The organism is Candidatus Palauibacter sp., from assembly GCF_965197445.1.
GTDB lineage: Bacteria > Gemmatimonadota > Gemmatimonadetes > Palauibacterales > Palauibacteraceae > Palauibacter.
Genome location: NZ_CBDANE010000004.1, coordinates 323,019 through 343,669 on the forward strand (window position 1 = coordinate 323,019; position 20,651 = coordinate 343,669).

The 20,651-nt window shown below is 67.9% G+C and carries 19 protein-coding genes; 12 read left to right on the forward strand and 7 right to left on the reverse strand.

Translation table 11 applies throughout. The features are described 5' to 3' along the window. Positions 1–34: 34 nt before the first annotated feature. Genes ACN9M6_RS05200 through ACN9M6_RS05245 form a run of 10 tightly spaced genes read left to right on the forward strand, consistent with a single transcriptional unit; the run spans position 35 to position 10,635 of the window. Positions 35–907 carry a rod shape-determining protein MreC gene (locus ACN9M6_RS05200; protein ID WP_419161859.1) on the forward strand — a complete coding sequence of 291 codons (873 nt, stop codon included), beginning with the start codon at positions 35–37 and terminating at the stop codon, positions 905–907. Further along, a complete protein-coding gene (locus tag ACN9M6_RS05205) occupies positions 904–1,365 on the forward strand; it encodes a hypothetical protein (RefSeq protein ID WP_419161860.1) in 462 nt (153 codons plus the stop codon). The genes ACN9M6_RS05200 and ACN9M6_RS05205 overlap by 4 nt, the downstream gene beginning before the upstream one ends. 25 nt (positions 1,366–1,390) lie before the next feature. Beyond that, the gene (gene mrdA / locus ACN9M6_RS05210; protein ID WP_419161861.1) at positions 1,391–3,226 is read left to right on the forward strand and encodes a penicillin-binding protein 2; all 1,836 of its coding nucleotides are present in this window, start codon (positions 1,391–1,393) and stop codon (positions 3,224–3,226) included. After that, the gene (rodA, locus tag ACN9M6_RS05215) at positions 3,223–4,437 is read left to right on the forward strand and encodes a rod shape-determining protein RodA (protein ID WP_419161862.1); all 1,215 of its coding nucleotides are present in this window, start codon (positions 3,223–3,225) and stop codon (positions 4,435–4,437) included. Before mrdA ends, rodA begins: the two co-directional genes overlap by 4 nt. A 1-nt stretch (position 4,438) precedes the next feature. Beyond that, positions 4,439–5,275, forward strand: coding sequence for an acetyl-CoA carboxylase, carboxyltransferase subunit beta (gene accD / locus ACN9M6_RS05220; protein ID WP_419161863.1), 837 nt, complete (start codon positions 4,439–4,441; stop codon positions 5,273–5,275). Next, the gene (locus tag ACN9M6_RS05225) at positions 5,269–6,654 is read left to right on the forward strand and encodes a bifunctional folylpolyglutamate synthase/dihydrofolate synthase (RefSeq protein ID WP_419161864.1); all 1,386 of its coding nucleotides are present in this window, start codon (positions 5,269–5,271) and stop codon (positions 6,652–6,654) included. The genes accD and ACN9M6_RS05225 overlap by 7 nt, the downstream gene beginning before the upstream one ends. Then, positions 6,620–7,012, forward strand: coding sequence for a BrxA/BrxB family bacilliredoxin (locus ACN9M6_RS05230; protein WP_419161865.1), 393 nt, complete (start codon positions 6,620–6,622; stop codon positions 7,010–7,012). Before ACN9M6_RS05225 ends, ACN9M6_RS05230 begins: the two co-directional genes overlap by 35 nt. Positions 7,013–7,016: 4 nt before the next feature. Beyond that, positions 7,017–8,315: a histidine--tRNA ligase gene (hisS, locus tag ACN9M6_RS05235; RefSeq protein WP_419161866.1), complete on the forward strand. Its 1,299-nt coding sequence runs from the start codon at positions 7,017–7,019 to the stop codon at positions 8,313–8,315. Then, on the forward strand, positions 8,312–9,847 hold the full coding sequence (gene guaA / locus ACN9M6_RS05240) for a glutamine-hydrolyzing GMP synthase (protein WP_419161867.1): 1,536 nt from the start codon (positions 8,312–8,314) through the stop codon (positions 9,845–9,847). Before hisS ends, guaA begins: the two co-directional genes overlap by 4 nt. A 5-nt stretch (positions 9,848–9,852) precedes the next feature. Beyond that, positions 9,853–10,635, forward strand: coding sequence for a Nif3-like dinuclear metal center hexameric protein (locus ACN9M6_RS05245; RefSeq protein ID WP_419161868.1), 783 nt, complete (start codon positions 9,853–9,855; stop codon positions 10,633–10,635). Positions 10,636–10,654: 19 nt separating this feature from the next. On the opposite strand, the gene ACN9M6_RS05250 is transcribed toward ACN9M6_RS05245, so the two are convergent. From ACN9M6_RS05250 to ACN9M6_RS05270, 5 genes are read right to left on the reverse strand one after another with little or no spacing between them, the layout of a single operon-like run. Further along, positions 10,655–11,578: an MlaD family protein gene (locus ACN9M6_RS05250; protein WP_419161869.1), complete on the reverse strand. Its 924-nt coding sequence runs from the start codon at positions 11,576–11,578 to the stop codon at positions 10,655–10,657. After that, the gene (locus ACN9M6_RS05255) at positions 11,575–12,321 is read right to left on the reverse strand and encodes an ABC transporter ATP-binding protein (RefSeq protein ID WP_419161870.1); all 747 of its coding nucleotides are present in this window, start codon (positions 12,319–12,321) and stop codon (positions 11,575–11,577) included. Before ACN9M6_RS05255 ends, ACN9M6_RS05250 begins: the two co-directional genes overlap by 4 nt. Beyond that, on the reverse strand, positions 12,318–13,103 hold the full coding sequence (locus tag ACN9M6_RS05260; RefSeq protein WP_419161871.1) for an MlaE family ABC transporter permease: 786 nt from the start codon (positions 13,101–13,103) through the stop codon (positions 12,318–12,320). Before ACN9M6_RS05260 ends, ACN9M6_RS05255 begins: the two co-directional genes overlap by 4 nt. Beyond that, on the reverse strand, positions 13,100–13,519 hold the full coding sequence (locus tag ACN9M6_RS05265; RefSeq protein WP_419161872.1) for a hypothetical protein: 420 nt from the start codon (positions 13,517–13,519) through the stop codon (positions 13,100–13,102). The genes ACN9M6_RS05260 and ACN9M6_RS05265 overlap by 4 nt, the downstream gene beginning before the upstream one ends. Next, the gene (locus tag ACN9M6_RS05270; protein ID WP_419161873.1) at positions 13,480–15,540 is read right to left on the reverse strand and encodes an OPT family oligopeptide transporter; all 2,061 of its coding nucleotides are present in this window, start codon (positions 15,538–15,540) and stop codon (positions 13,480–13,482) included. The genes ACN9M6_RS05265 and ACN9M6_RS05270 overlap by 40 nt, the downstream gene beginning before the upstream one ends. Positions 15,541–15,841: 301 nt before the next feature. On the opposite strand from ACN9M6_RS05270, the gene clpB reads away from it, so the two are divergent. Beyond that, entirely contained in the window at positions 15,842–18,475 is a 2,634-nt protein-coding gene (clpB, locus tag ACN9M6_RS05275; protein WP_419162256.1) for an ATP-dependent chaperone ClpB, read from the forward strand. Between the two features lie 435 nt (positions 18,476–18,910). Here the strand turns inward: clpB and ACN9M6_RS05280 are convergent, their stop codons facing one another. Continuing rightward, positions 18,911–19,669: a TIGR04283 family arsenosugar biosynthesis glycosyltransferase gene (locus ACN9M6_RS05280; RefSeq protein ID WP_419161874.1), complete on the reverse strand. Its 759-nt coding sequence runs from the start codon at positions 19,667–19,669 to the stop codon at positions 18,911–18,913. Then, entirely contained in the window at positions 19,666–20,100 is a 435-nt protein-coding gene (gene mce / locus ACN9M6_RS05285; protein WP_419161875.1) for a methylmalonyl-CoA epimerase, read from the reverse strand. Before mce ends, ACN9M6_RS05280 begins: the two co-directional genes overlap by 4 nt. 135 nt (positions 20,101–20,235) lie before the next feature. Between mce and trxA the strand changes: the two genes are divergently transcribed. Then, a complete protein-coding gene (gene trxA, locus ACN9M6_RS05290) occupies positions 20,236–20,574 on the forward strand; it encodes a thioredoxin (RefSeq protein WP_419161876.1) in 339 nt (112 codons plus the stop codon). The last annotated feature ends 77 nt before the right edge of the window (positions 20,575–20,651 follow it).

A 20,651-nucleotide genomic window follows, 5' to 3' on the forward strand; every position in this document is an offset into this window, starting at 1 on the left:
TGGCGGCAATTCCGTTGTCCCTGAGCATGCGGTCGTGACCTATCCGGGTGTCCAGCCGCCGGGCCGGGGCACGCTCGAACTCACGACCCTCCTGCTTGTCCTCATACTGGGTGGGATCGCCGCCAGCCTGTCGCGCGAGCGCCAGAGTCAGATCGAGTCCGCGGTTCGCGCCACCGTCCTCTATCCCTTTCTCGCCCTCCACCGCGCGGCGGCCGAGCGGGGGCAGATCGAGCGCCACAACCGGGAACTGCTGGTGGAGCGGGAATCGCTGACGGAGCTGGTGATGCGAACCCGCGCTCAGGCGGCTCGGGCAGTTGGACTGAGGGCGGCCGAAGTGCTCCCGCCCCTGCTGGTGGGATCCGCGACGCCCGCCGTCGTGTATCCCGGCCGCCCCTACGTTGGAAACCCGGACGTGTTCATGCTGGACGGACCCGATTTCTCCGGTCGCGAGTTCCCGATCGGCGTATTCACGGGCACCGGGCTGGTGGGCGTCGCCAGGGCGCCTCACGGGAGAGGGGCCAGCGGAGAGTTCTGGAGTCACGCGGACTTTCGGGTCACCGTAATGGCCGAAGACGGGGGCACATCGGGGTTCGTCCGGTCGATACGGGCCGAGAGCCGTCAACCGGTGCTGCTGCTCGAGGGTGCGCCCTTCCAGGCCGACATCCCGGTCGGAACCCTGGTGGTGACGACCGGGATCGGCGGCGTGTACCCGCCGGGCATCCCCGTGGGGTGGATACGGGAGCCTTCGACGCCCGAGGCGGGGTGGATGAAGCGGTACGTGGTGGAGCCCGCGGTTCGGCCGCCGGAGGTCCGAGACGTGTTCGTATGGGAGCGCCCCGACCTGTCGGTCGGGGTCGAAGCCGACAGTGTGTCCGTCCCGGCGGACTCGGGCTCGGTCGGTCGATGACCGCGGCCGGAAGATGGCTCGTTGTCGCGTTGCTGTTGCTCGCGCATTTTGCGCTGCACCCGCTGTGGAGTCGATGGCCGGTCGGGCTCGACCTGGTCGCCGGCGGGCTCTTCCTGGGCTCGCTGCTCCTGCCGTGGGGCCGGGCGGCGGCGTTCGGGGGCCTGATCGGGCTCCTGGAGGCCTCGATATCGCTCGGGCCTCTGGGCCCTGTGATTCTGCTGTTCTCTCTCGTCGGGTGCCTCGCGAGCTGGCTTCGCCATCTCATCTATTCGGACTCGAGCCGCTTCACGGCTATCTTTCTTTTTCTCGGGGTGTGGGTCCTTCGGATCGCCTTGACGGCTCTGGTCGGCGGGGAACTGTCGTTCGCTTCGGTGCTCGTATACACTCCGGCGTCGGCCGCGCTGACGACGGCCGTCTGCTGGGTTGCGGAACGACTCGTGTCGGGCGTGGTCGCGTGACGGGCTGCCGGGGAGGGGAAACGCCGTGAAGAGTAACCAGGTGCATCGGCTGCACCGGAGACGGCGCGGGCGCGCGGCAGGGAGCGGGGTACTCATCCTCCTCGTGTTCGTCGCCGCGAGCTTCCTTCGACTACAGATCTTCAGCGGAGAGCAGTACGCCCTTCGCTCAAGCGAGAATCGCCTTCGGACCATCACGGTCCCGGCGCCGCGCGGGACGATCTACGACCGCTACGGTCGCGCGATCGCGGACAATGTGCCGGGCTACGACGTGTCCCTCCTCTCCGGCCCGCCGGACTCGATTTCGGCCGGTCTGGAGCGCCTCGCGAGCCGCCTCGAGCTGTCGGCCGGGCGGCGTGAGGAGTTGCTGGCGCGGAACCGGGCGCGGCCGAACGAATCGCTGGTCGTGCGCGAAAACGCGAGCTTCGAACAGGTCGCGTTCATCGAGGAGCGGCGTCCGCAGTTTCGGCGGGTCGTGGTGGACCAGCGCCCGCGTCGGCGATATCCGGCGGGTCCCGCCGTGGCGCACATGGTCGGGTATATAGGAGGAATCAGCGAAGAAGAGTTGGCGAGACCCGAATACGCGGGATATGAGACCGGTCAATCCCTCGGGAAGACTGGCCTCGAAGCGCAATACGAGAACCGCCTGGCCGGCAGTAACGGAATCCGATATGTGGAGGTGAACGCGCTGGGGACGATCGTGAGGGACCTCGGCGTCGGCCCGGGGCGAGCCTCGGTGCCGGGGGAAGACCTGCACCTGGGGATCGATCTCGACCTGCAGGCATTCGCTGACTCGACGTTCCCGGCAGGAATGCGCGGGGGGGTCGTGGCCCTGGATCCGGCCACGGGTGAAGTCATCGTCCTCTACAGTCATCCCACGTTCGATCCGAACGACTTCATAGGCGGCATTCCGCTCGATCTCTGGGATGCGCTTCGCGAAGATCCCGACAAGCCGATGCTGAACCGGGTGTCCATGGCCTCGTACCCGCCCGGGTCGACCTGGAAGCTCGTCATGTCCGCGGTCGGCATGAAGACCGCCGACCTCACCATCGACACCTATCACACGCACACCTGCGCGGGCGGACTCGCCTACCGGAACCGATACTTCCGCTGCTGGTCGGCGGGACACGGGCGTCTGGATCTGTCGGAAGCGATCATGCACTCCTGCAACGTCTGGTTCTATCAGGCGGGGCAGCGTATCGGGCTGGACCCGCTCCTCGAGGAGGTGGGCGAGTTCGGTTTCGACGGGCCATCGGGGATCGACCTCCCGTTCGAGATCGGCGGCCAGTTTCCCGAGTCGAGACAGTGGTACGATCAGCAGTACGGCCCCGGCGGCTGGTTCGAATCCGAGATCATGAACCTCTCGATCGGACAGGGAGCCAACGCGCAGAGTCCGCTGACCATGGCGCAGTTCTATGCCGCGTTGGCCACGGGCCGGGCACCCGTGCACCCGCACCTGGTGCGCGACGAGACCCTGGCGGAGCGGCGTGTGGACTGGCGACTCGACCTCCGGGAAGTCCAGCGGCACCAGTTGGTCGACGCCCTCGTCCGGGTCGTGAACGAGCCGGGCGGCACCGCGTACGGCAGCCGTCTCTCACGCTGGACGCTGGCAGGGAAGACGGGAACGGCCCAGAACCCGCACGGCGAGCCGCATTCCTGGTTCGTAGGCTTCGCGCCTGCGTACGCACCGCGCATCGTGGTCGCGGCCATCGTGGAGCACGGCCATCCCGACAATACACCGTCGCTCGCCGTGCCTCTCGCATCCGGGATCGTGGACCGGCACCTGGCGACGATCGGCCTCCCGCCGGAAGCGACACCGGGCGTCCGCCCCGTGGAAGGGGCCCCGGCGGAAGGGGGCGGATGATCTCGTCTCGTCGGATCCCGGGTATCGGCGATCCCTCGCTCCTGGCGCTCGTGTTGATCCTGACCGGTCTCGGGATCGCGATGATCTATTCGGCCGGACAGGTGGATGTGCGATCGCCCGCCACCGGAATCTGGCTGCGCCAACTCACCTGGTTCGGCGTGGCAATCGTCGCTCTGGCGGTGGCTTCTCGCTTCTCCCTGCGTTTTCTCGAGTGGCTGGCGCCCTGGTGCTACGGGGTTTCGATCCTCCTGCTCGTGCTTGCGCTGGCCATCGGCACGGGCCCGAACGGGAGCTGGCTCGAACTGGGACCGGGCCGGCTCCAGCCGGCCGAGGTCGCGAAGCTGGGTACAGTTCTCATGCTGGCCCGGGTGATGGGGGATGGGCCGGAGCGATATGAACGGTTATTCGATCTCTGGAAGCCCGCGGTGCTCGCCCTCATCCCCCTCGTGCTCGTGATCCGGCAGCCGGATCTGGGGAGCGCCATGATCTTCGCCGTCATCTTCATCGCCGCTCTGTTCTGGGGCGGGGTCCCGCTGTTCAGGATTTTCCTGATCGCGACGCCGGGCCTCAGCCTCCTGCTGGGGTTCAACTGGATCGTGTGGGGCCTGTGGTTCCTGGTGGTCGCGGCCTGTCTGTACGTACGTCGCCTCTTCATCATCGAATCGGTGGGCGTACTCCTCGCGAACATCGCCGCCGGAGCCCTCACCCTGCGGATATGGGATTCGCTCGCCGACTATCAGCGGAACCGGCTCCTGGTGTTCCTCGATCCCGAGATCGATCCTCTCGGCGCGGGCTGGCACCTCATCCAGTCCAAGGTCTCCATCGGATCGGGGGGACTGTTCGGGGCCGGGTTCGCGAACGGACCGCAGAAGCGGCTCGCCTTTCTGCCGGAGCAACACACCGACTTCATTTTCTCCGTGGTGGGGGAGGAGCTGGGCTTCGTCGGGGTCGCGGTGTTTCTCGTACTGTTCGGGCTGCTGCTGTGGCGGGTGCTCTACGCGGCGATCGACACGGAGGATGACTTCGGAAGTTCGATTGCATTCTGCGTGTTCGCCATCCTTCTGACCCACCTGGTCGTCAACCTCGGCATGACCGTCGGAGTGCTGCCGGTGACGGGGTTGCCCTTGCCGCTCGTAAGTTACGGCGGGAGCTTCCTGCTCATGCTCTACGCGGCGTTCGGGATGGTGCAACGCGTGGTGTGGGAGAGGTAATTTGTCCTGGTTCAAGAAACCGAAACAGAAGCTCGTTTCGCAGAAGCGTGAGCTCCCCGGCGAGATGTGGGACAGGTGCGGCGGCTGTGGCGAAATCCTCTACAGCGGGCGGCTCGAGGAGAGTCTTCACGTCTGCCCGAACTGCGGCCATCACTTCCGTATCACGGCGGAATCCTACGAGGCCTTGCTTCTCGACGGCGGCGGGCTCGAAGTCGCGTACGACCAGACGCTGCGCTCCGCCGACCCCCTGGGGTTCGTGGATTCTCGCAGCTACGCGGAGCGCGTCTCTCAGGCGGAGAAGCGGGGAGGCGACCAGGACGCGATCCGTACGGGGCGGGGCGAGATCGATGGCAGGGAGGTGCACCTCGGGACCATGGACTTCCGGTTCATCGGTGGTTCGATGGGCTCGGTCGTGGGGGAGAAGATCCGCCGACTCGCCGATCGGTCGCTTGAGCGGCGAGTCCCGCTCATCATCATCTCGGCCTCGGGTGGCGCGAGGATGCAGGAGGGGATCCTGTCGCTCATGCAGATGGGCAAGACCGCGACGGCCCTCGAGCAACTGGCTGGCGTGGGCATCCCCTACCTGAGCGTTCTCACCAACCCGACCACGGGAGGGGTTACGGCGTCCCATGCCATGCTCGGAGACGTGATTCTCGCGGAGCCCGGCGCCTTGATCGGATTCGCCGGCCCCCGGGTGATCAAGGAGACGATCCGGCAGGACCTCCCGGAGGGCTTCCAGACTGCCGAGTTCCTCGAGGAGCACGGGATGATCGACCGCATCGTCCCCCGGCCGGAACTGCGCGGTGCGATCTCGAGCCTGTTGGCCCACATGTGCTGACCGGGGGTGAGGACGCGCTCGCGGCCCTCCTCGGCCCCCACCCGGTCACCACGGCGCGCTGGGGCCTCGACAGAATCGAAGCTCTTCTGGATCAGCTCGGACGGCCCGAGCGCACGTTCAGAGCCCTTCATGTCGCCGGGACGAACGGCAAGGGCTCGACCGCGAGCTTCGCTGCGAGCATGCTGGCGGCGGGGGGGCTGCGGACCGGACTCTACACGTCACCTCACCTGTCGGACGTGCGGGAGCGATTTCTCGTGGACGGTTCGTGGATCGAGGAATCGGTCGTCCAGTCGGCCGCCTCCCGGATCCTCGACTGCGACGCCAGTGACGCCTGCACGTACTTCGAGGTCTCGACCGCGCTGGCCTTCCTGTGTTTCGCGGAATGCGGGGTGGAGGTGACCGTCGCGGAGACGGGCCTCGGCGGTCGCCTGGACGCGACGAACGTGCTCCGGCCGGCCGGCACTGCGATCACACCGATCGGATTCGATCACACGGACCTGCTCGGGTCCTCTCTGCGGGCGATCGCGGGAGAGAAGGCGGGCATCTTCAAGCGTGACGTTCCGGCCAGCCTGGGGCGGATGGACGGAGTGGCCCTCGAGACACTGGAGCGTATCGCTGCCCGCACGGGGTCGCCCGTCGCGCGGCTCGGGCGGGAGGCGGAAGTGTCCGAAGTCCGGAGCGAGCCTGAGGGTACCCGGTTCCGTTACGTCTCCAGGGCCCGTCCGGGCGGGGTGCCGCTGGCGACCCGGCTCCCGGGGCGGTACCAGGCGGACAACGCGGCGCTCGCGCTCCTCATGCTCGACCGCTCAGGCTATGAACTGGACGAGGCGCGAGTGAGGCGGGGCGTCGCGCAGACACGCCTGCCCGGCCGCTTCGAACTCCGTCGCGAGGGTCCCGCTGGCGGGACGTGGGTGTTCGATATCGCGCACAACCCTGCGGCGGCCGAGGCGCTGTGTGCGACGCTGGCGGAGTTGTCCCCTCCGCGCCCCCTGGTCGCGGTCGTGGGGTTGCTGGCCGACAAGGACTGGAAGGCCGTTCTCGGGCGCCTCGCGCTTGACAGCGACCATATGATTCTGACGTGCCCCGCCGCCCCCGAATGCCGGGTGTGGGACCCTGCGGAGGCGCAGGCGTGGATGTCACGCAAGGGCGCCGGGGACGTTACAGTGTCTGTAAGTGTCGCGGAGGCCGTTGCGCGGGGCCGCGAACTCGCCGGTTCGGGAACCGTGCTGGTGACCGGATCCGCGTACACCGTGGGCGAGGCAAGGACGCAGCCGGTCGTGGCCGGTACGCAGAGAGAGGAGCGGAGGGAGAGACATGCTGTACGATCCGAGATTGTTGCAACCGATGAGGGCCGAGCTGACGCGTCTGGGCGTGCGTGAGCTTCGGACCTCCGATGAAGTGGACGAGGTGCTCGGAGCCGGCGGAGATACTCTGGTCGTCGTGAACTCCGTGTGCGGGTGCGCAGCCCGGAACGCGCGGCCCGCCGTGGCGATCGCCATGCGTCACGAGGTGCAGCCCGAACGGGTGGTCACGGTCTTCGCAGGTCAGGATGTGGAGGCGACGGCCCGCGCGCGGCAGTATTTTACCGGCGTCCGCCCGTCATCGCCGTCGATCGCGCTTCTTTCCGGCGGCGAGTTGCAGTTCATGCTCGAGCGGCACCAGATCGAGGGACGAGAAGCGCACCAGATCGCCGCCGACCTCACGAAGGCGTACGACGAATTCTGCGCGACCAACTGAGTTTGTGAGTTCCGGGGAAATCCGCGGTCTGCCCGGCTTTCGGGACTTCTTCCCCGAGGATTTCGCACTCCGTCGTCACATCTTCTCGGCTTGGCGCCGGGTCGGCGCTCGCTACGGGTTCACGGAGTACGACGGCCCCCCGCTCGAGCCGCTTGAACTCTACACGCGAAAGTCGGGCGACGAGATCGTCGGCCAGCTGTACGAGTTCGCGGACAAGGGCGGGCGCGCCGTCGCGTTGCGGCCCGAGATGACCCCGACGTTCGCTCGCATGATGGCGGCCCGAGCCGGTGGGCTCGCGAAGCCGGTGCGGTGGTTCTCCATCCCGCAACTGTTCCGTTACGAACGGCCGCAGCGCGGGCGCCTCCGGGAACACTTCCAGCTCAACATGGACATCGTCGGGGAAACGGACCCCCTCGCGGACGCGGAGATCATCGCGGCCGGGATCGATGCGCTGCGAGAACTGGGGCTCGGCTCGGCCGACATCGTCGTCCGCATCTCGGACCGTCGGCTTGTCGGAGCGCTTCTCGTTGCGCACGGGATCGGCGAGGTCGACCACGTGGCGGTGTTCGGCGCCCTCGACCGCCTGGAGAAAGAAGGGGAAGAGGGCGCCCGGGCCAGACTGGCCGCGGCTGGCGTGGAGGCGACGCAGGCGACCGGCCTGCTCGAGGCCATGCGGCTCCCGCTGGACGCGCTCAAGGCGGCGCACGCGGGGGACAGGCCGGTCGCGGAGGCGGCCGGGCGGCTTTCCATCGTGTTCGGCCACCTGCGCGCGGCGGGGTTCGACGAATTCCTTCGCTTCGATGCCGGTCTCGTCCGGGGGTTGGCTTACTACACGGGGACCGTGTTCGAGATCTGGGACCGCAGGGATGAACTGCGGGCCATCTGCGGCGGAGGCCGCTACGACAACCTGCTCCTGGCGCTGGGAGGAGTGGATCTCCCGGCGCTCGGCTTCGGGATGGGCGATGTGGTTCTGGCCGAACTGCTCAAGGACCGGGGTCTCGTTCCGTCGCAGCTTCGCCGGGTGGACGACTACATCATCTGCGTGTCCGATGCCGAACGCGAGGCGGCGCTCGGCCTGGCCCGGGCGCTGCGGGATCGTGGACGTCACGTACTGTACGACCTCCGCGCGCGTGGCGTCGGGCGGCAGTTCAAGGCGGCGCATCAGGCGGGAGCCGCGCGGGCCATCGTCCTCGGCCCGGACGAACTGGCCCGCGGCGTCGTCTCGCTCCGCGACATGGCATCCGGGGATGAACGGGAAGTCGCAATCGGAACGCTGGCGGGTGAAGCGGAGGAGGTGCGGTGAGCCGCGTACTCATCCTCGATTTCGGTTCTCAGTTCACCCAGCTCATTGCGCGCCGCATCCGTGAGGAGGGGGTGTATTGCGAGGTCCACGCGCCGACGCGCAACCCGGATTGGGTCCGTCGCTTCAAGCCGGCCGCCATCGTCCTCTCCGGAGGGCCCGCCAGTGTATATGACGAAGGCGTGCCGACGGCCCGGCGCGAGATCCTGGCCATGGGCGTGCCGATCCTCGGGATCTGCTACGGCATGCAGCTCGTGGCGGACCTGGTGGGAGGGGAGGTGTACCAGGCGGCCCGACGCGAGTACGGACGGGCCCAACTCGAGGTGCGGTCGACCGACGGACTCTTCCACGGGTTCTCCGACGGCGAGGCCACGCAGGTCTGGATGAGCCACGGGGACTCGCTCCGTGACCTCCCTCCCGGCTTCGAAGTGCTGGGCACGACGGAGAACTCGATCGCCGCCATCGGGTCGGAGGAACGGCGGATCTGGGGCGTACAGTTCCACCCCGAGGTTGCTCATACGACCCGGGGCGGCGAGATACTCCGGAACTTCCTGTTCGAGATCGCCGGCTGCAAGATGAGCTGGAACGCGGCGAACATCATCGATCACCAACTGGCGGCGGTGCGCGAAGCCGTGGGGGATGCCGAGGTCATCCTGGGCCTGTCCGGCGGGGTGGACAGTTCGGTCGCCGCGGCTCTCGTGCAACGGGCGGTAGGGGATCAACTCACCTGCATCTTCGTCGATACCGGGCTGCTGCGGAAGGGCGAGCGGGACGCGGTGAAGGCGGTGTTCGGAGCACACATGGGGATGCGGCTCGAGGTCGTCGACGCGGCGGATCTGTTCCTTGAGCGGCTTGCCGGCGTCGAAGAACCCGAAGAGAAGCGGGTCATCATCGGCCACACGTTCATCGACGTGTTCGAGGAGGCCGCGGGTCGACACGGCGATGCCCGGTTTCTCGTGCAGGGGACACTCTACCCCGATGTGATCGAGTCCGTGTCGGTGTGGGGTCCGTCCGTGAAGATCAAGTCGCACCACAACGTCGGGGGACTGCGGCCCGACCATCCGTTCCAACTCATCGAGCCGCTGCGGGAGCTGTTCAAGGACGAGGTGCGCGCGGTGGGCCGTGAACTGGGACTGTCGGAGGAGATCGTGGGCCGCCATCCGTTCCCCGGCCCGGGCCTGGCCATCCGCATCCTCGGCGATGTGACGCGAGACAAGCTCGACTCGCTGCGCGAGGTGGACGCGATCTACCTCGAGGAGATTCACGGGGCGGGACTCTACGACGAGATCTGGCAGGCGTTCGCCATACTCCTGCCCGTCCAGTCGGTGGGGGTCATGGGCGATGCGCGCACGTACGAGAATGTGGTCGCGCTCCGGGCGGTGACCTCCCTGGACGGTATGACCGCCGACTGGTTCCAGTTCCCGCACGACGTACTGGGCCGGATCTCCAACCGCATCATCAACGAGGTGAAGGGGGTGAACCGCGTGACGTATGACGTGTCCTCCAAGCCGCCCGCGACCATCGAGTGGGAATAGCCTCCGTGGCGACATCTCGCGGCGAGAGTGGGGCGGGCTGCCGGGAGATCGCGGCCTGGATGGACGAACTCCTGCGGGTGGCCGAGATCGAGGACTATCCGTTCGCCCTCAACGGGCTCCAGGTCGACGGGCGCCGCGAAGTCGCCCGCATCGGGGCGGCCACCGACGCCTGCCGGGCGACGATCGATCTCGCCGCCGAGGCCGGATGCGACCTTCTACTGGTGCACCACGGGCTGTTCTGGGGCGGCCTTCGCCCCTTCGTCGGCCCCGCCTACGAGCGGTTTCGACGGCTTGTGGAGAGCGGCATGGGCCTGTATTCGGCACACCTCCCCCTCGATGCGCACCCGCAGATCGGAAACAACATCCTCCTCGCCGCCGAGTTCGCCCTGCAGGCGATCGAGCGATTCGGTTCCTTCAGAGGAAACGACGGCATCGGCGTGATCGGGACCCTCGGCGCGTCACGGGAAGAACTCGCGGCCCGAGCGAAGGCTGTATGCGGCCGGATTCCGATCGTGATCCCCGGAGGGCCGGAACGCGTTACGCGGCTCGCGATCGTCACGGGCGGCGGCGGCTCCATGATCGAGGCCGCCGCCGTGGCGGGCGCCGACACCTTCCTCACCGGCGAGGGGAACCACCATACCTATCACGAGGCGATGGAACTCGGGATCAACGTGATCTACGCCGGGCACTACGCGACCGAGACGCTGGGGGTCAGGGCTCTGGCGGAGCGCGCGGCGGACCACTTCGGAGCGGAGCCCTTTTTCCTCGACGTACCTACCGGCCTCTGAGTCGCTGACCGCCGAAACTCTAGAAGACCGATACCTTGACGTCGTTCAGATAGCGATCCGGCCGCTCGCGGATGTCGCGCACGAGGAGCGCGATCTCTTCGCTGGCGGCGCGAAGCGTGGCGACCGTTTCCAGCAAGCCATCATACAGAGTGTCGTCGCGCAGCACCTTCCCGAGCGTCCCTTCTCCCTGCTCGAGGCCCCGCGTGATCTCGGCGAGAGACTTGCCCGTGGACGCGAAGTCCTCGCCGGCCCCGGCCAGCCGTGAAGAGAGCGTGTCGAGGTTGGCGAGCGTGCGGTCGACCTCATTTGACCCCGTGAGTCCCGACAGACGGGTCGAGAGCGTGTCCATATTGGCGAGCATGGCGTGGATCGAGGTTCGCTCCGTCTCGAGAAGCCCCGCCAGTTCACGCATGGCAAGGGTGAACGCCTCCGAGCCCGCGGCGACGTTCTCGGCCAGCCCCTCGCTGAGGAGCGATTCGAGTCGTCCAATCAGGGCTCCCGTATCATCGCCGAGCGTTGACGCCAGCGACGCGATATCCGAGGTGCGGTCGAGGACGATCGTGTCCCCCTCCGCGAGCATCCGCATGCTTTCGCCCGGCATCAGCTCGACCAGTTGCTGTCCGAGGAAGCCGTCAGGCTTGATCGTGCCGCGCGTGTCGGAGGGGAGAGCGGTCCTCGTGGAGAGCGTCATCGTGAGGACGACGTGCTCGAGTTCGAGCGCCACCGCGTCCACGGTCCCGACCTCGACTCCGCGCAGCAGGATCGACGATTCGGGCGAGATCCGTCCCGCGTCCGGTGCGAGCGCCCACACCTGCATGGACGGTCCGCGGAACGGAGAGCCGGAGATCCAGAACAGGCCGGCCACGGCGATGACTGCGGCCAGGATCAGGAAGACGCCGACCCGTATCTCGACCCCCCTGTCTCGCAGGCCCGGATCTCTCATGCCGGCCCCGGGGCGGGTGCGGCGTCGAGGAACTGGCGGACGGCCGGGTTGTCCGTGTCGCGCAACTGCTGCGGCGTCCCCTCCGCCTGGACCACGCCGTCGGCCAGCAGGACGATCCGGTCCGCCAGGAAGAACGCCGACGTTACATCGTGCGTCACGACGATGCTGGTCGCATCGACCTCGTGGCTCACGCGGGCGATCAACCTGTTGATCCGGGTGGCGTTGACAGGATCCAGTCCCGTCGTGGGCTCGTCGTACAGGACGTAGCGGCGCTTGCCGATGATGGCGCGCGCGATGGCGACCCGTCGCTGCATGCCCCCGGAGAGTTCGGCCGGGAACAGCGAGAGCACGTCCGGCTCGAGGTTCACATGGCCGAGCGCGGCCAGAACCAGTTCATCGCACTCCCCCTGGCGGCCCCGGCAGAAGCCCGCGGGGAGTCCCATGAGCAGGTTGCCTCGCACCGTCATCGAGTCAAACAGCGCCGAGTTCTGGAAGACGTAGGCAATCTTGCTGCGGACGGCGGCGATCCCCCTCCGGTCCGCGACCGGCACCGAGACGCCGTCGACGACGATGTCTCCCGCGTCCGGATCGAACAAGCCGACGATGTGCTTGAGCAGCACGCTCTTGCCTGTCCCGGAGGGACCCATGACGACGAGCGTTTCGCCCTCCCTCACCTGAAGGTTGACCCCGCGAAGGACAGGACGCCCTCCGAGCCGCTTGTGGAGGCCGATGATCTCGATCACGTGAGCGCCTTGTACACAGGCCCGAGCACGGTGTCCAGCACCATGATCGATACGATGATCGCGACCACCGCACGCGTCGCGGTTCGACCGACGCCGGCCGCCCCGCCGCGCGCCCGCAGACCCACGTAGCTTGCCGTGAAAGTGATGGCGAATCCGTACGCAACCGCCTTCACGAGCGAGAAGATCAGCGCGCCGTGGTGATAGTATCCCTTGGCCCCCTCCACGTATTCGCCGGAGGTGAGCCCGAGGATGGTGACCGACGTCACATAGCCGCTGAAGATGCCCATCGCGTCCGCGAGCAGGACCAGCGGAACCAGAATGACGGTGCCGGCGACAACCCGGGGGACGACGAGTTCGAGCACCGGGTCCCGGCCCATGGTGAGGAGTGCGTCGATCTGATTGGTGACCTTCATCGTCCCGAGCTCGGCGCCGATCCCGGCGCCGACGCGTCCGGCGAGTACGACCGCGGTGAGCACGGGTCCCAACTCGGTGAGCATGCCACCGACCACGCCGCCGGCGACGATCTCTCTCGGGAGGCCCTGCGAAAGCTGGTACATGGTCTGCTGGGCCATGACGGCTCCCGACAGGGCTCCCATGAGGAGGACCAGGGGCAGGCTGTCGACACCGATCTGTTTCGCGTGGGCGACCGTCTCGAGCGCATACGCGCGGGGTCGTGCAAGCGAGCGGAGTGTGGCCCAGCCGAGGAGGCCGACTCGTCCGGCGTGGAGGGCTGCGGTGCGCGCGGAGCGTCCCGAAGCGGCGAAGAGGTCGGGCGTCTTCAACGGCCTCCCTGCCGGGCCTCGTCGTGAACGTCTTCCAGCGCCTCCGCCTGCGACTCGGGCGGCCGGATGCCGTCGAGGATCTCCACCTCGAGACGGATCGCTTCCCACAAACGGTGCATGCGCCGGGGGTCGCCTCCATGGAGCTCGGCGAAGTCCCGCAGCTGCTGGCCGGACACGCCAAACTCGTCGAGCACCGCAGCCCGCACCGAGTCGCCGTCCGGTGTGCTGGTGTACCGTCCGCGAGCCCACGTCAGCTTGGCCATCACCTGGACGTACGTGTCCTCGTCGAGGCTGGCGTCACCGCCGCCGCAGCCCCCGATCGCCACGCTCGCCGCGAGTACGGCGATCAGGGCGGGCCGGGCCGCCCGGGGCCGCCTCAGCCGGACGAGCGAACGGATATGCGGTAGAGCCAGCATGTAAATCCGACGGCGGCGGCCGCCCCGATCCAGCTCGCGATCGGACCGAAACCGTCCGGAGCGAGGCTGAGCACGTCCGTGCTCTGGGTGGCCGCGAACGGTATGGCGAGGAGGATCCCGACGAGCGCCTCTCCGGTGATGAGTCCCGAGGCGAACAACAGGCCTCGATGGTTCGCCTTCTCTACGTCGCCCTCATCGCCTCCGCCCCGCCGTACGGACCGGCTCACGAGCCAGGCCACGACGCCCCCCACGAAGATCGGGACCTCGAGTTCGATCGGCAGGTAAATCCCCACCGCGACCGCGAGGACGGGAACGCGGAGGCTCGACCCGCGAGCCTTGAGGAGTTGGTCGAGGGCGATCACGCTGGCGGCGATCAGTGCCCCGATGCCGATCATCGCCCACGGCAGGTTCTGCGAGAACACCCCATCGGCGACGGAAGCCATGAGTGTGGCCTGCGGCGCCTGGAGCATCTCGTTCGGATCCATCCCTTCGCGGGGCAGGACGCCACCAAACCCGTACGCCTTGTAGAGAAGTCCGAGGATGGGCGCGATGACGAGCGCGGCCGCGACGACGCCGATGACCTGCATGATCTGCTGTCGGCGAGGCGTGGCTCCCACGATCCGGCCAGCCTTGAGGTCCTGCATGTTGTCGCCCGCGATGGCCGCCGCGCACGCGACGACCGCCCCCACCAGGATCGCGGTGGCCGCTGCCGAAAGGGCCTGCGGCCCCGAGATCGTGAAATCGATCTGCAATCCCAGCAGCATGTAGAGGATGAGAGAGATGGTGAGGATCGTGGCAATGGTGACGCCCGAGATCGGGTTGTTCGAGGAGCCCACGAGCCCCGCCATGTAGCCGGCGACCGATGCGAACAGGAATCCGGCCAGGAGGGCGAACACCGTCCCCAGGGCCAGCACGATCCAGTACAGGCCTGGCGTGATGCCGAGAGCCGTGCGGTCGACGACGAGGACGAACACCGCGAGGATCGGGACCGCGAGCGACACGGTGCCGACCGCGACCAGGTTGATCGGCATATCCCGCTCGGTGCGGGGGATTTCCGGCCCTCCCCCCGCCGCTCGGGAGGCGCGAAGCGCTTGTACCGACGACCGCACACCGTCTCGCACGGCGCCCAGGAGCGAGACAAGGGCCCACACGCCGCCCACCACCATGGCGCCGACTCCCATGAACCGGATTTGCGCGCTCCAGATCGCCTGGGCGGCGCCGTACCCGTCCGCGCCGTCCACAATACCGGCCACGGTCGCAGGGTCGGCCACGGCCAGGTAGATGGGGATCGCGATGAGCCAGGAGATCGCGCCGCCCGCGAGTACGAGGCTGCCGACCCGGGGTCCGACGATGTAGCCGACACCCAGTAGAGCCGGAGACAGGTCGGTCCCGATGCCGAAGATCGAGCGGCCGGCCGTGACCGCACCGTGCAGGGAACTCTCGGCGATCTTGAACCCGGTCTGCGACAGCTTCAAGAGGGCGGCGGCTACGCCTCCGAAGGCAATCAGCTTCGCCCCCGATCCGCCCGTCGCCCCCGCCTTGAGCACTTCAGCGGTCGCGACACCCTCCGGGAAGCGCAGGTCGGCTTCGATGATCAGGGCGCGCCGCAGCGGTATGGTGAAGAGGACCCCGAGTATTCCGCCGCAGAGGGCGATCCCCATCGTGGGCAGGAAGGGGAAACCCGCCCAGTGGCGGAGCAGGATGAGGGCCGGCAGCGTGAAGATGACGCCCGCGGCGAGAGACTCACCGGCCGAAGCGGCGGTCTGGACGATGTTGTTCTCGAGGATATTGTGCTCGCGGAACATCCTCAGGATCGCCATCGAGATCACGGCGGCCGGGATGGACGCGGACACGGTGAGCCCCACCTTGAGCCCCAGATAGGCGTTGGCGCCCGCGAGTACCGCCGAAAGGAGGATGCCGAGCACGATCGCCTTGCCCGTGATCTCCGGCAGAGATTGCGAGGCCGGGATGTAGGGCTCATGAGTGCGCGGATTCGAAGTGCCCGTAACCTGGTCCGGCATGGGCGTGCCTCCAACGTTCGCTCGGGGATCCGGCTCGGGGACGCGATCGACCGACCAGACGCTAGTTGCGGCTCCCGTAAGGGTCAACAGCGGGAGGGGCAAAACGGATGCTCGGACCCGGAGGTCGCGCCCGTGCTGCCGAACTGGCATTCGTGCGCCCGGGTGAGAAATCCATTCCCGCCTGTTCGGCGCGAGGCCCGCCTTTCCGGCGCATGCGGGGTGCGGGGCGTGTCCAGCGAAAGGGCACGGGAATTGCGTCAGGGGTAGGGTGTCGGAGACCGAGGGAGGCTAATAGACGATGATCCCGACCGATCGACTCACGCTGAAGGCCCGCGAGGCGATGGCCGAGGCGATCCTGGCGGCTCGCCGGGCGGACAATCCGGCCGTCGAGGACGTGCATCTCCTCACGGCTCTCTTGGCGCAGGACGGCGGCGTCATCGTGCCTGTCCTGCAGATCGTGGGGGTCGACCTCCCCGACCTGGAGGCCCGGCTGGGGGAGGCGGCCAGCCGGCTTCCGAGGCAGACTGGGGCCTCCCCGACGCCTAGCCGCGAACTCGAGCGCGTGTTCGACGCCGCGGACACGCTCGCCGGGGAGATGGGCGACGCGTTCGTGACCACGGAACACCTGCTCCTCGCCCTGGCGGGCGGGAAGGCTTCCACGACCGGTCCGCTGCTTCGAGGTGCGGGCGCGGACCCGGAGACCGCGAGGCGCGCGGTCGAGGAGGTGCGCGGGCCGCATCGCGTGACCGACGAAGATCCGGAAGGGAAGTACCGGGCTCTCGAACGCTACGGCGTCGATCTGACCTCGGAAGCCCGGGCCGGGAAGCTCGATCCCGTCATCGGCCGCGATGCGGAGATCCGACGCGTGATGCAGGTCCTGTCGAGGCGGCGCAAGAACAATCCGGTGCTGATCGGCGAGCCGGGCGTAGGCAAGACCGCCATTGCGGAGGGGCTCGCACAGCGCATCGTGGCGGGGGACATCCCCGAGTCCCTGCGGAACAAGCAGCTGGTGCAGCTGGACATCGGCGCCATGCTGGCCGGCGCCAAGTTCCGGGGCGAGTTCGAGGAGCGTCTCAAGGCGACGCTGAAGGAAATCACCGAATCCGGCGGTCGCTACGTCATCTTCCTCGACGAGCTCCATACCGTAGTCGGCGCGGGGGCCGCGGAGGGCGCCGTCGACGCGGGGAATATGCTCAAGCCGGCCCTGGCCAGGGGCCAGCTCCGCATGGTAGGTGCGACGACGCTCGACGAGTACCGCCTTCACATCGAGAAGGACCCGGCTCTCGAGCGCCGCTTCCAGCCGGTGCTCGTCGGCGAGCCCGGTCTCGACGAGACGGTGGCCATCCTTCGGGGGCTGAAGGAGCGCTATGAAGTGCATCACGGCGTCCGCATAACGGATCCCGCCCTTGTGAGCGCCGCGCGGCTCTCGGATCGGTACATCGGGGACCGCTTTCTGCCTGACAAGGCGATCGACCTCGTCGACGAGGCCGCGTCCCGGCTCAGGATCGAAATCGACTCCATGCCGGAGGAGATCGACGAACTGGATCGGCGGGTGACGCAACTCGAGATCGAACGCGAGGCGCTGAAGGATGAGGACGATACGCGTAGCCGGGAACGCCTGAAGGAACTCGAACACGACCTCGCCGCCGCGCGGGAGTCGCTCGCGGGGCTCAACGCCAGCTGGATTCGCGAGAAGGACACGATCGAGACCGTCCAGCGCTTCAAGCGGGAGATCGAGGAACTCGGCGTGGAGGCCCAACAGGCGCAGCGGCGGGTCGATCACCACCGGGCGGCAGAGATCCTGCACGGGGAGTTGCCGAAGCGGCGGTCGGAACTCGCCGCGGCCGAAGCGAAGCTGGCCGAGATCCAGGCGGAGGGTTCGTTCCTCAACGAGGAGGTCGGACCCGGCGAGATCGCCGAGGTTGTCGCGAACTGGACCGGGATTCCGGTGGCCCGAATGCTCGAGGATGAGAAGGACCGGCTCGCCACGCTGGAGGAACATCTTCACCGTCGCGTGGTGAACCAGTCGCATGCGATCGCAGCGGTCTCCGATGCGGTTCGGCGCAGCCGCGCCGGACTCCAGGATCCGAACCGCCCGATTGGCAGTTTCATGTTTCTCGGCCCTACCGGCGTCGGGAAGACCGAGACCGCGCGGGCCCTGGCCGAGTTCCTGTTCGATGAGGAGTCGGCCATGGTGCGGATCGACATGTCCGAGTACATGGAGCGGCACGCGGTGTCCCGCCTCATCGGCGCGCCTCCCGGCTACGTCGGTTACGAGGAGGGCGGCCAGCTCACCGAGGCCGTGCGCCGCCGACCCTACACGGTCGTCCTGTTCGACGAGATCGAGAAGGCGCACCCGGAAGTGTTCAACGTCCTTCTCCAGGTTCTGGATGATGGGAGGTTGACGGACGGGCGCGGCCGAACCGTCGATTTTCGCAACGTCGTGCTGATCATGACGAGCAATATCGGGAGTTCGACGATCCTCGCGCGCTCCGAGGCAGGTGAGCCGTGGGCGGATACCGAAGTCGAGGTAGAGAGCGCCCTGCGGGGGCGCTTCAAGCCGGAATTTCTCAACCGGGTGGATGAGATTCTCGTCTTTCGTCCTCTGAGCCGCGAGCACCTCGAGTCGATCGTCGGGATCCAGCTGGATCGGGTCGCCGGGATGCTGTCGGAGCGGGCGATCCGGATCGAGGTCACCGCCGCGGCTCGAAAGCGGATCGCCGAGGTCGGGTATGATCCGGCCTTTGGCGCGCGTCCGCTCAAGCGGGCGATTCAGCGGTTGATCGCGAACCCGCTTGCGATGGCCTTTCTGGAAGGGCGGTTCGGCGAAGGGGACTCGCTTCGCGTCGATCTCGATGCCGCGGGAGAGGGCCTCCTGTTCGTCCCGCTGGAGATGGCCGCCGCGGATTCGGCGGAGGAGGTCGGGGGGCCATGACCGAAATGGGAAGACGGACCCTGCTGGCCGTCCTCGCGGGCTTCGCGCTCGCCGGGTGCGCGTCGGGTCGCCGCGTCGGGGCATCGGGGTTCGGGGATCTGTACGGAGCGGGGTCCGCGGAATCGGCCGTGGGTCGGTTTCTCGACGCGGCGAACGCGCGCGACTATCCGGGGATGGCTCGGCTGTTCGGAACGGCCGAAGGCCCGGCCGAGCAGAGGTGGGGCAGGCCCGAAACGGAACAACGGATGTTCGTCCTCGCGGGCCTGCTCGCCCACCGAGCCTACGCCGTCCGTCCGCTCGCGGTGGCGGAGGTCGGAGGCGGCTCTCGGTGGATCGCCGATATGGCGGGCACACGTAACGGTGATGTGAGCGTGCCCTTCATTCTCGTGTCCAACCAGGGCCGCTGGTTCGTTGAACAGATCCTGACACAGGCGCTCACCGGTCCCTGGCAGCCCGTGGCGTCGGCCGGGCGTGGTACCGGCTCAGACGACTCGGATCGGCGCCCGCCGAGTATGCCACTCGTAGCGCCCAATGCTTCAGGACGGTACGCAGAAAACCCCCCTCCCAGCGGCGTCTCGACGTCAGGGCCGCCAGCGGGAGCTTTTCGAAGCGGGCTACACGGCGTACGGCACGGACGAACGCGACGTCTTCGAACAGGGGGAGGTCTCCGAATCCGCCGGATGCGTCGTAGGCTCCCCGCGAGGCGAAGATGGCCTGGTCTCCCGTCGCCGTGTTGAAGCACTGCGTGCGCCAGTTCACACCCCATTCGAGAAGCCGGTAGCGGAGGCCTCGGGCCGGTGGGTGCACGGCGAACCGGAAGCAGCCGGCCCCCGCACCCGCCCGGACGGCGGCACGCAACGCGTCCCCGCTCCCCTCCGGAAGCCAGGTGTCGGCGTGGAGGAAAATCAGGATCTGTCCCGTCGCGGCCCGCGCTCCCGTCGCAAGCTGCGTCCCGCGGCAACGCGCGGCCGCGAGCGCAGCGCCGTGGAGTGCCGCGATCTCCGCCGTGCGGTCCCGGCTGCCCCCGTCGACGACGATCAGTTCGCTCTCCGGGCCGAGCGCGGCCCGCGCGCGCCGCAGCGTCTCGTCGAGCCGGGATTCCTCGTCGAGCGTGGGGACGATGACGGAGAACTCCGGCACGGCACGATCCCGCGGGTGGGACTCCTCGCCGCCTCGCTCCGGACCGCCGGTCACCCGGCCGTCGGATCCTCCCGCATCTCCAGAAGGACCCCGCCCAGCGTGCCTGGATGCAGGAACGCGATGCGGGCCCCGCCGGCGCCGGTCCGGGTGCGCGGAGGGATGACCTCGGCCCCCGATGCCTCGGCCCGCTGGAGGGCGGCCTCGAGGTCCGCGACTCGTACGCAGATGTGGTGGATGCCGGGGCCGCGTCGCTCGAGGAATCCGGCGATGGGAGATTCCGGAGTCAGCGGGGCGAGAAGTTCGATCCGGCCGGAGCCCTCGCCGAAGAACGCGGCCCGAATCCCTTCAGAGGGGACTGTCTCCACTCCGGTCGGCGGCCCATCCAGGATGGCGGACCATCGTTGCGCGCCCTCCTCAAGCGAGTTGACCGCGATTCCGACGTGGTCGATTATGGGCGTCTTCGGGGATTGACTGGATTTCTTCACGCGGCCGGGCACCGTTCGTCGTATGACGCGCGACAGGTCGAAGCGCGCGTGCGAGAACGTATTGGCGGAACCGCGGCGGAGCCAGTTGGTAGTCGGAACAGAGAGACAAACCCGGGATGCCGGGAGGAGACTTGAATGACGGACGCAGCGAATGGAGGGCCGGTCGAGATCACGGACGCGAATTTTGCGGACGAGATCGAAGCGGCCGACGGCCTCTCGATGGTGGATTTCTGGGCAGAGTGGTGCGGTCCGTGCCGCCTTGTCGGACCGATCGTTGACGAGTTGGCGCGGGAATACTCGGGTCGCGTCAAAATCGGGAAACTCGATGTGGACGCGAACCCGAACACGGCGTTCCGGTTCAACGTCCGTTCGATCCCCAGTATCCTTTTCTTCAAGGGCGGCGAAGTCGTCGATACGGTGGTAGGTGCGCAGCCCAGGCGTGCGCTCGAGAAGAAGATCCGCGAGCACGCCTGAACCGCGCCCAAGCCACGGACCGCCGGGTCTGCGCGCCCCCCGAGCGCTACGTGCCGGGGGGCGCGAGCGCATCGAGT

Excerpts from the sequence above, each read along its gene's own strand:
- ACN9M6_RS05205 (WP_419161860.1), top strand. The coding sequence starts at position 904 with ATGACCGCGGCCGGAAGATGGCTCGTTGTCGCGTTGCTGTTGCTCGCG.
- rodA (WP_419161862.1), top strand. The coding sequence starts at position 3,223 with ATGATCTCGTCTCGTCGGATCCCGGGTATCGGCGATCCCTCGCTCCTG.
- ACN9M6_RS05230 (WP_419161865.1), top strand. The coding sequence starts at position 6,620 with ATGAGGGCCGAGCTGACGCGTCTGGGCGTGCGTGAGCTTCGGACCTCC.
- ACN9M6_RS05250 (WP_419161869.1), bottom strand. The coding sequence starts at position 11,578 with ATGAGAGATCCGGGCCTGCGAGACAGGGGGGTCGAGATACGGGTCGGC.
- ACN9M6_RS05265 (WP_419161872.1), bottom strand. The coding sequence starts at position 13,519 with ATGCTGGCTCTACCGCATATCCGTTCGCTCGTCCGGCTGAGGCGGCCC.
- ACN9M6_RS05270 (WP_419161873.1), bottom strand. The coding sequence starts at position 15,540 with ATGCCGGACCAGGTTACGGGCACTTCGAATCCGCGCACTCATGAGCCC.
- trxA (WP_419161876.1), top strand. The coding sequence starts at position 20,236 with ATGACGGACGCAGCGAATGGAGGGCCGGTCGAGATCACGGACGCGAAT.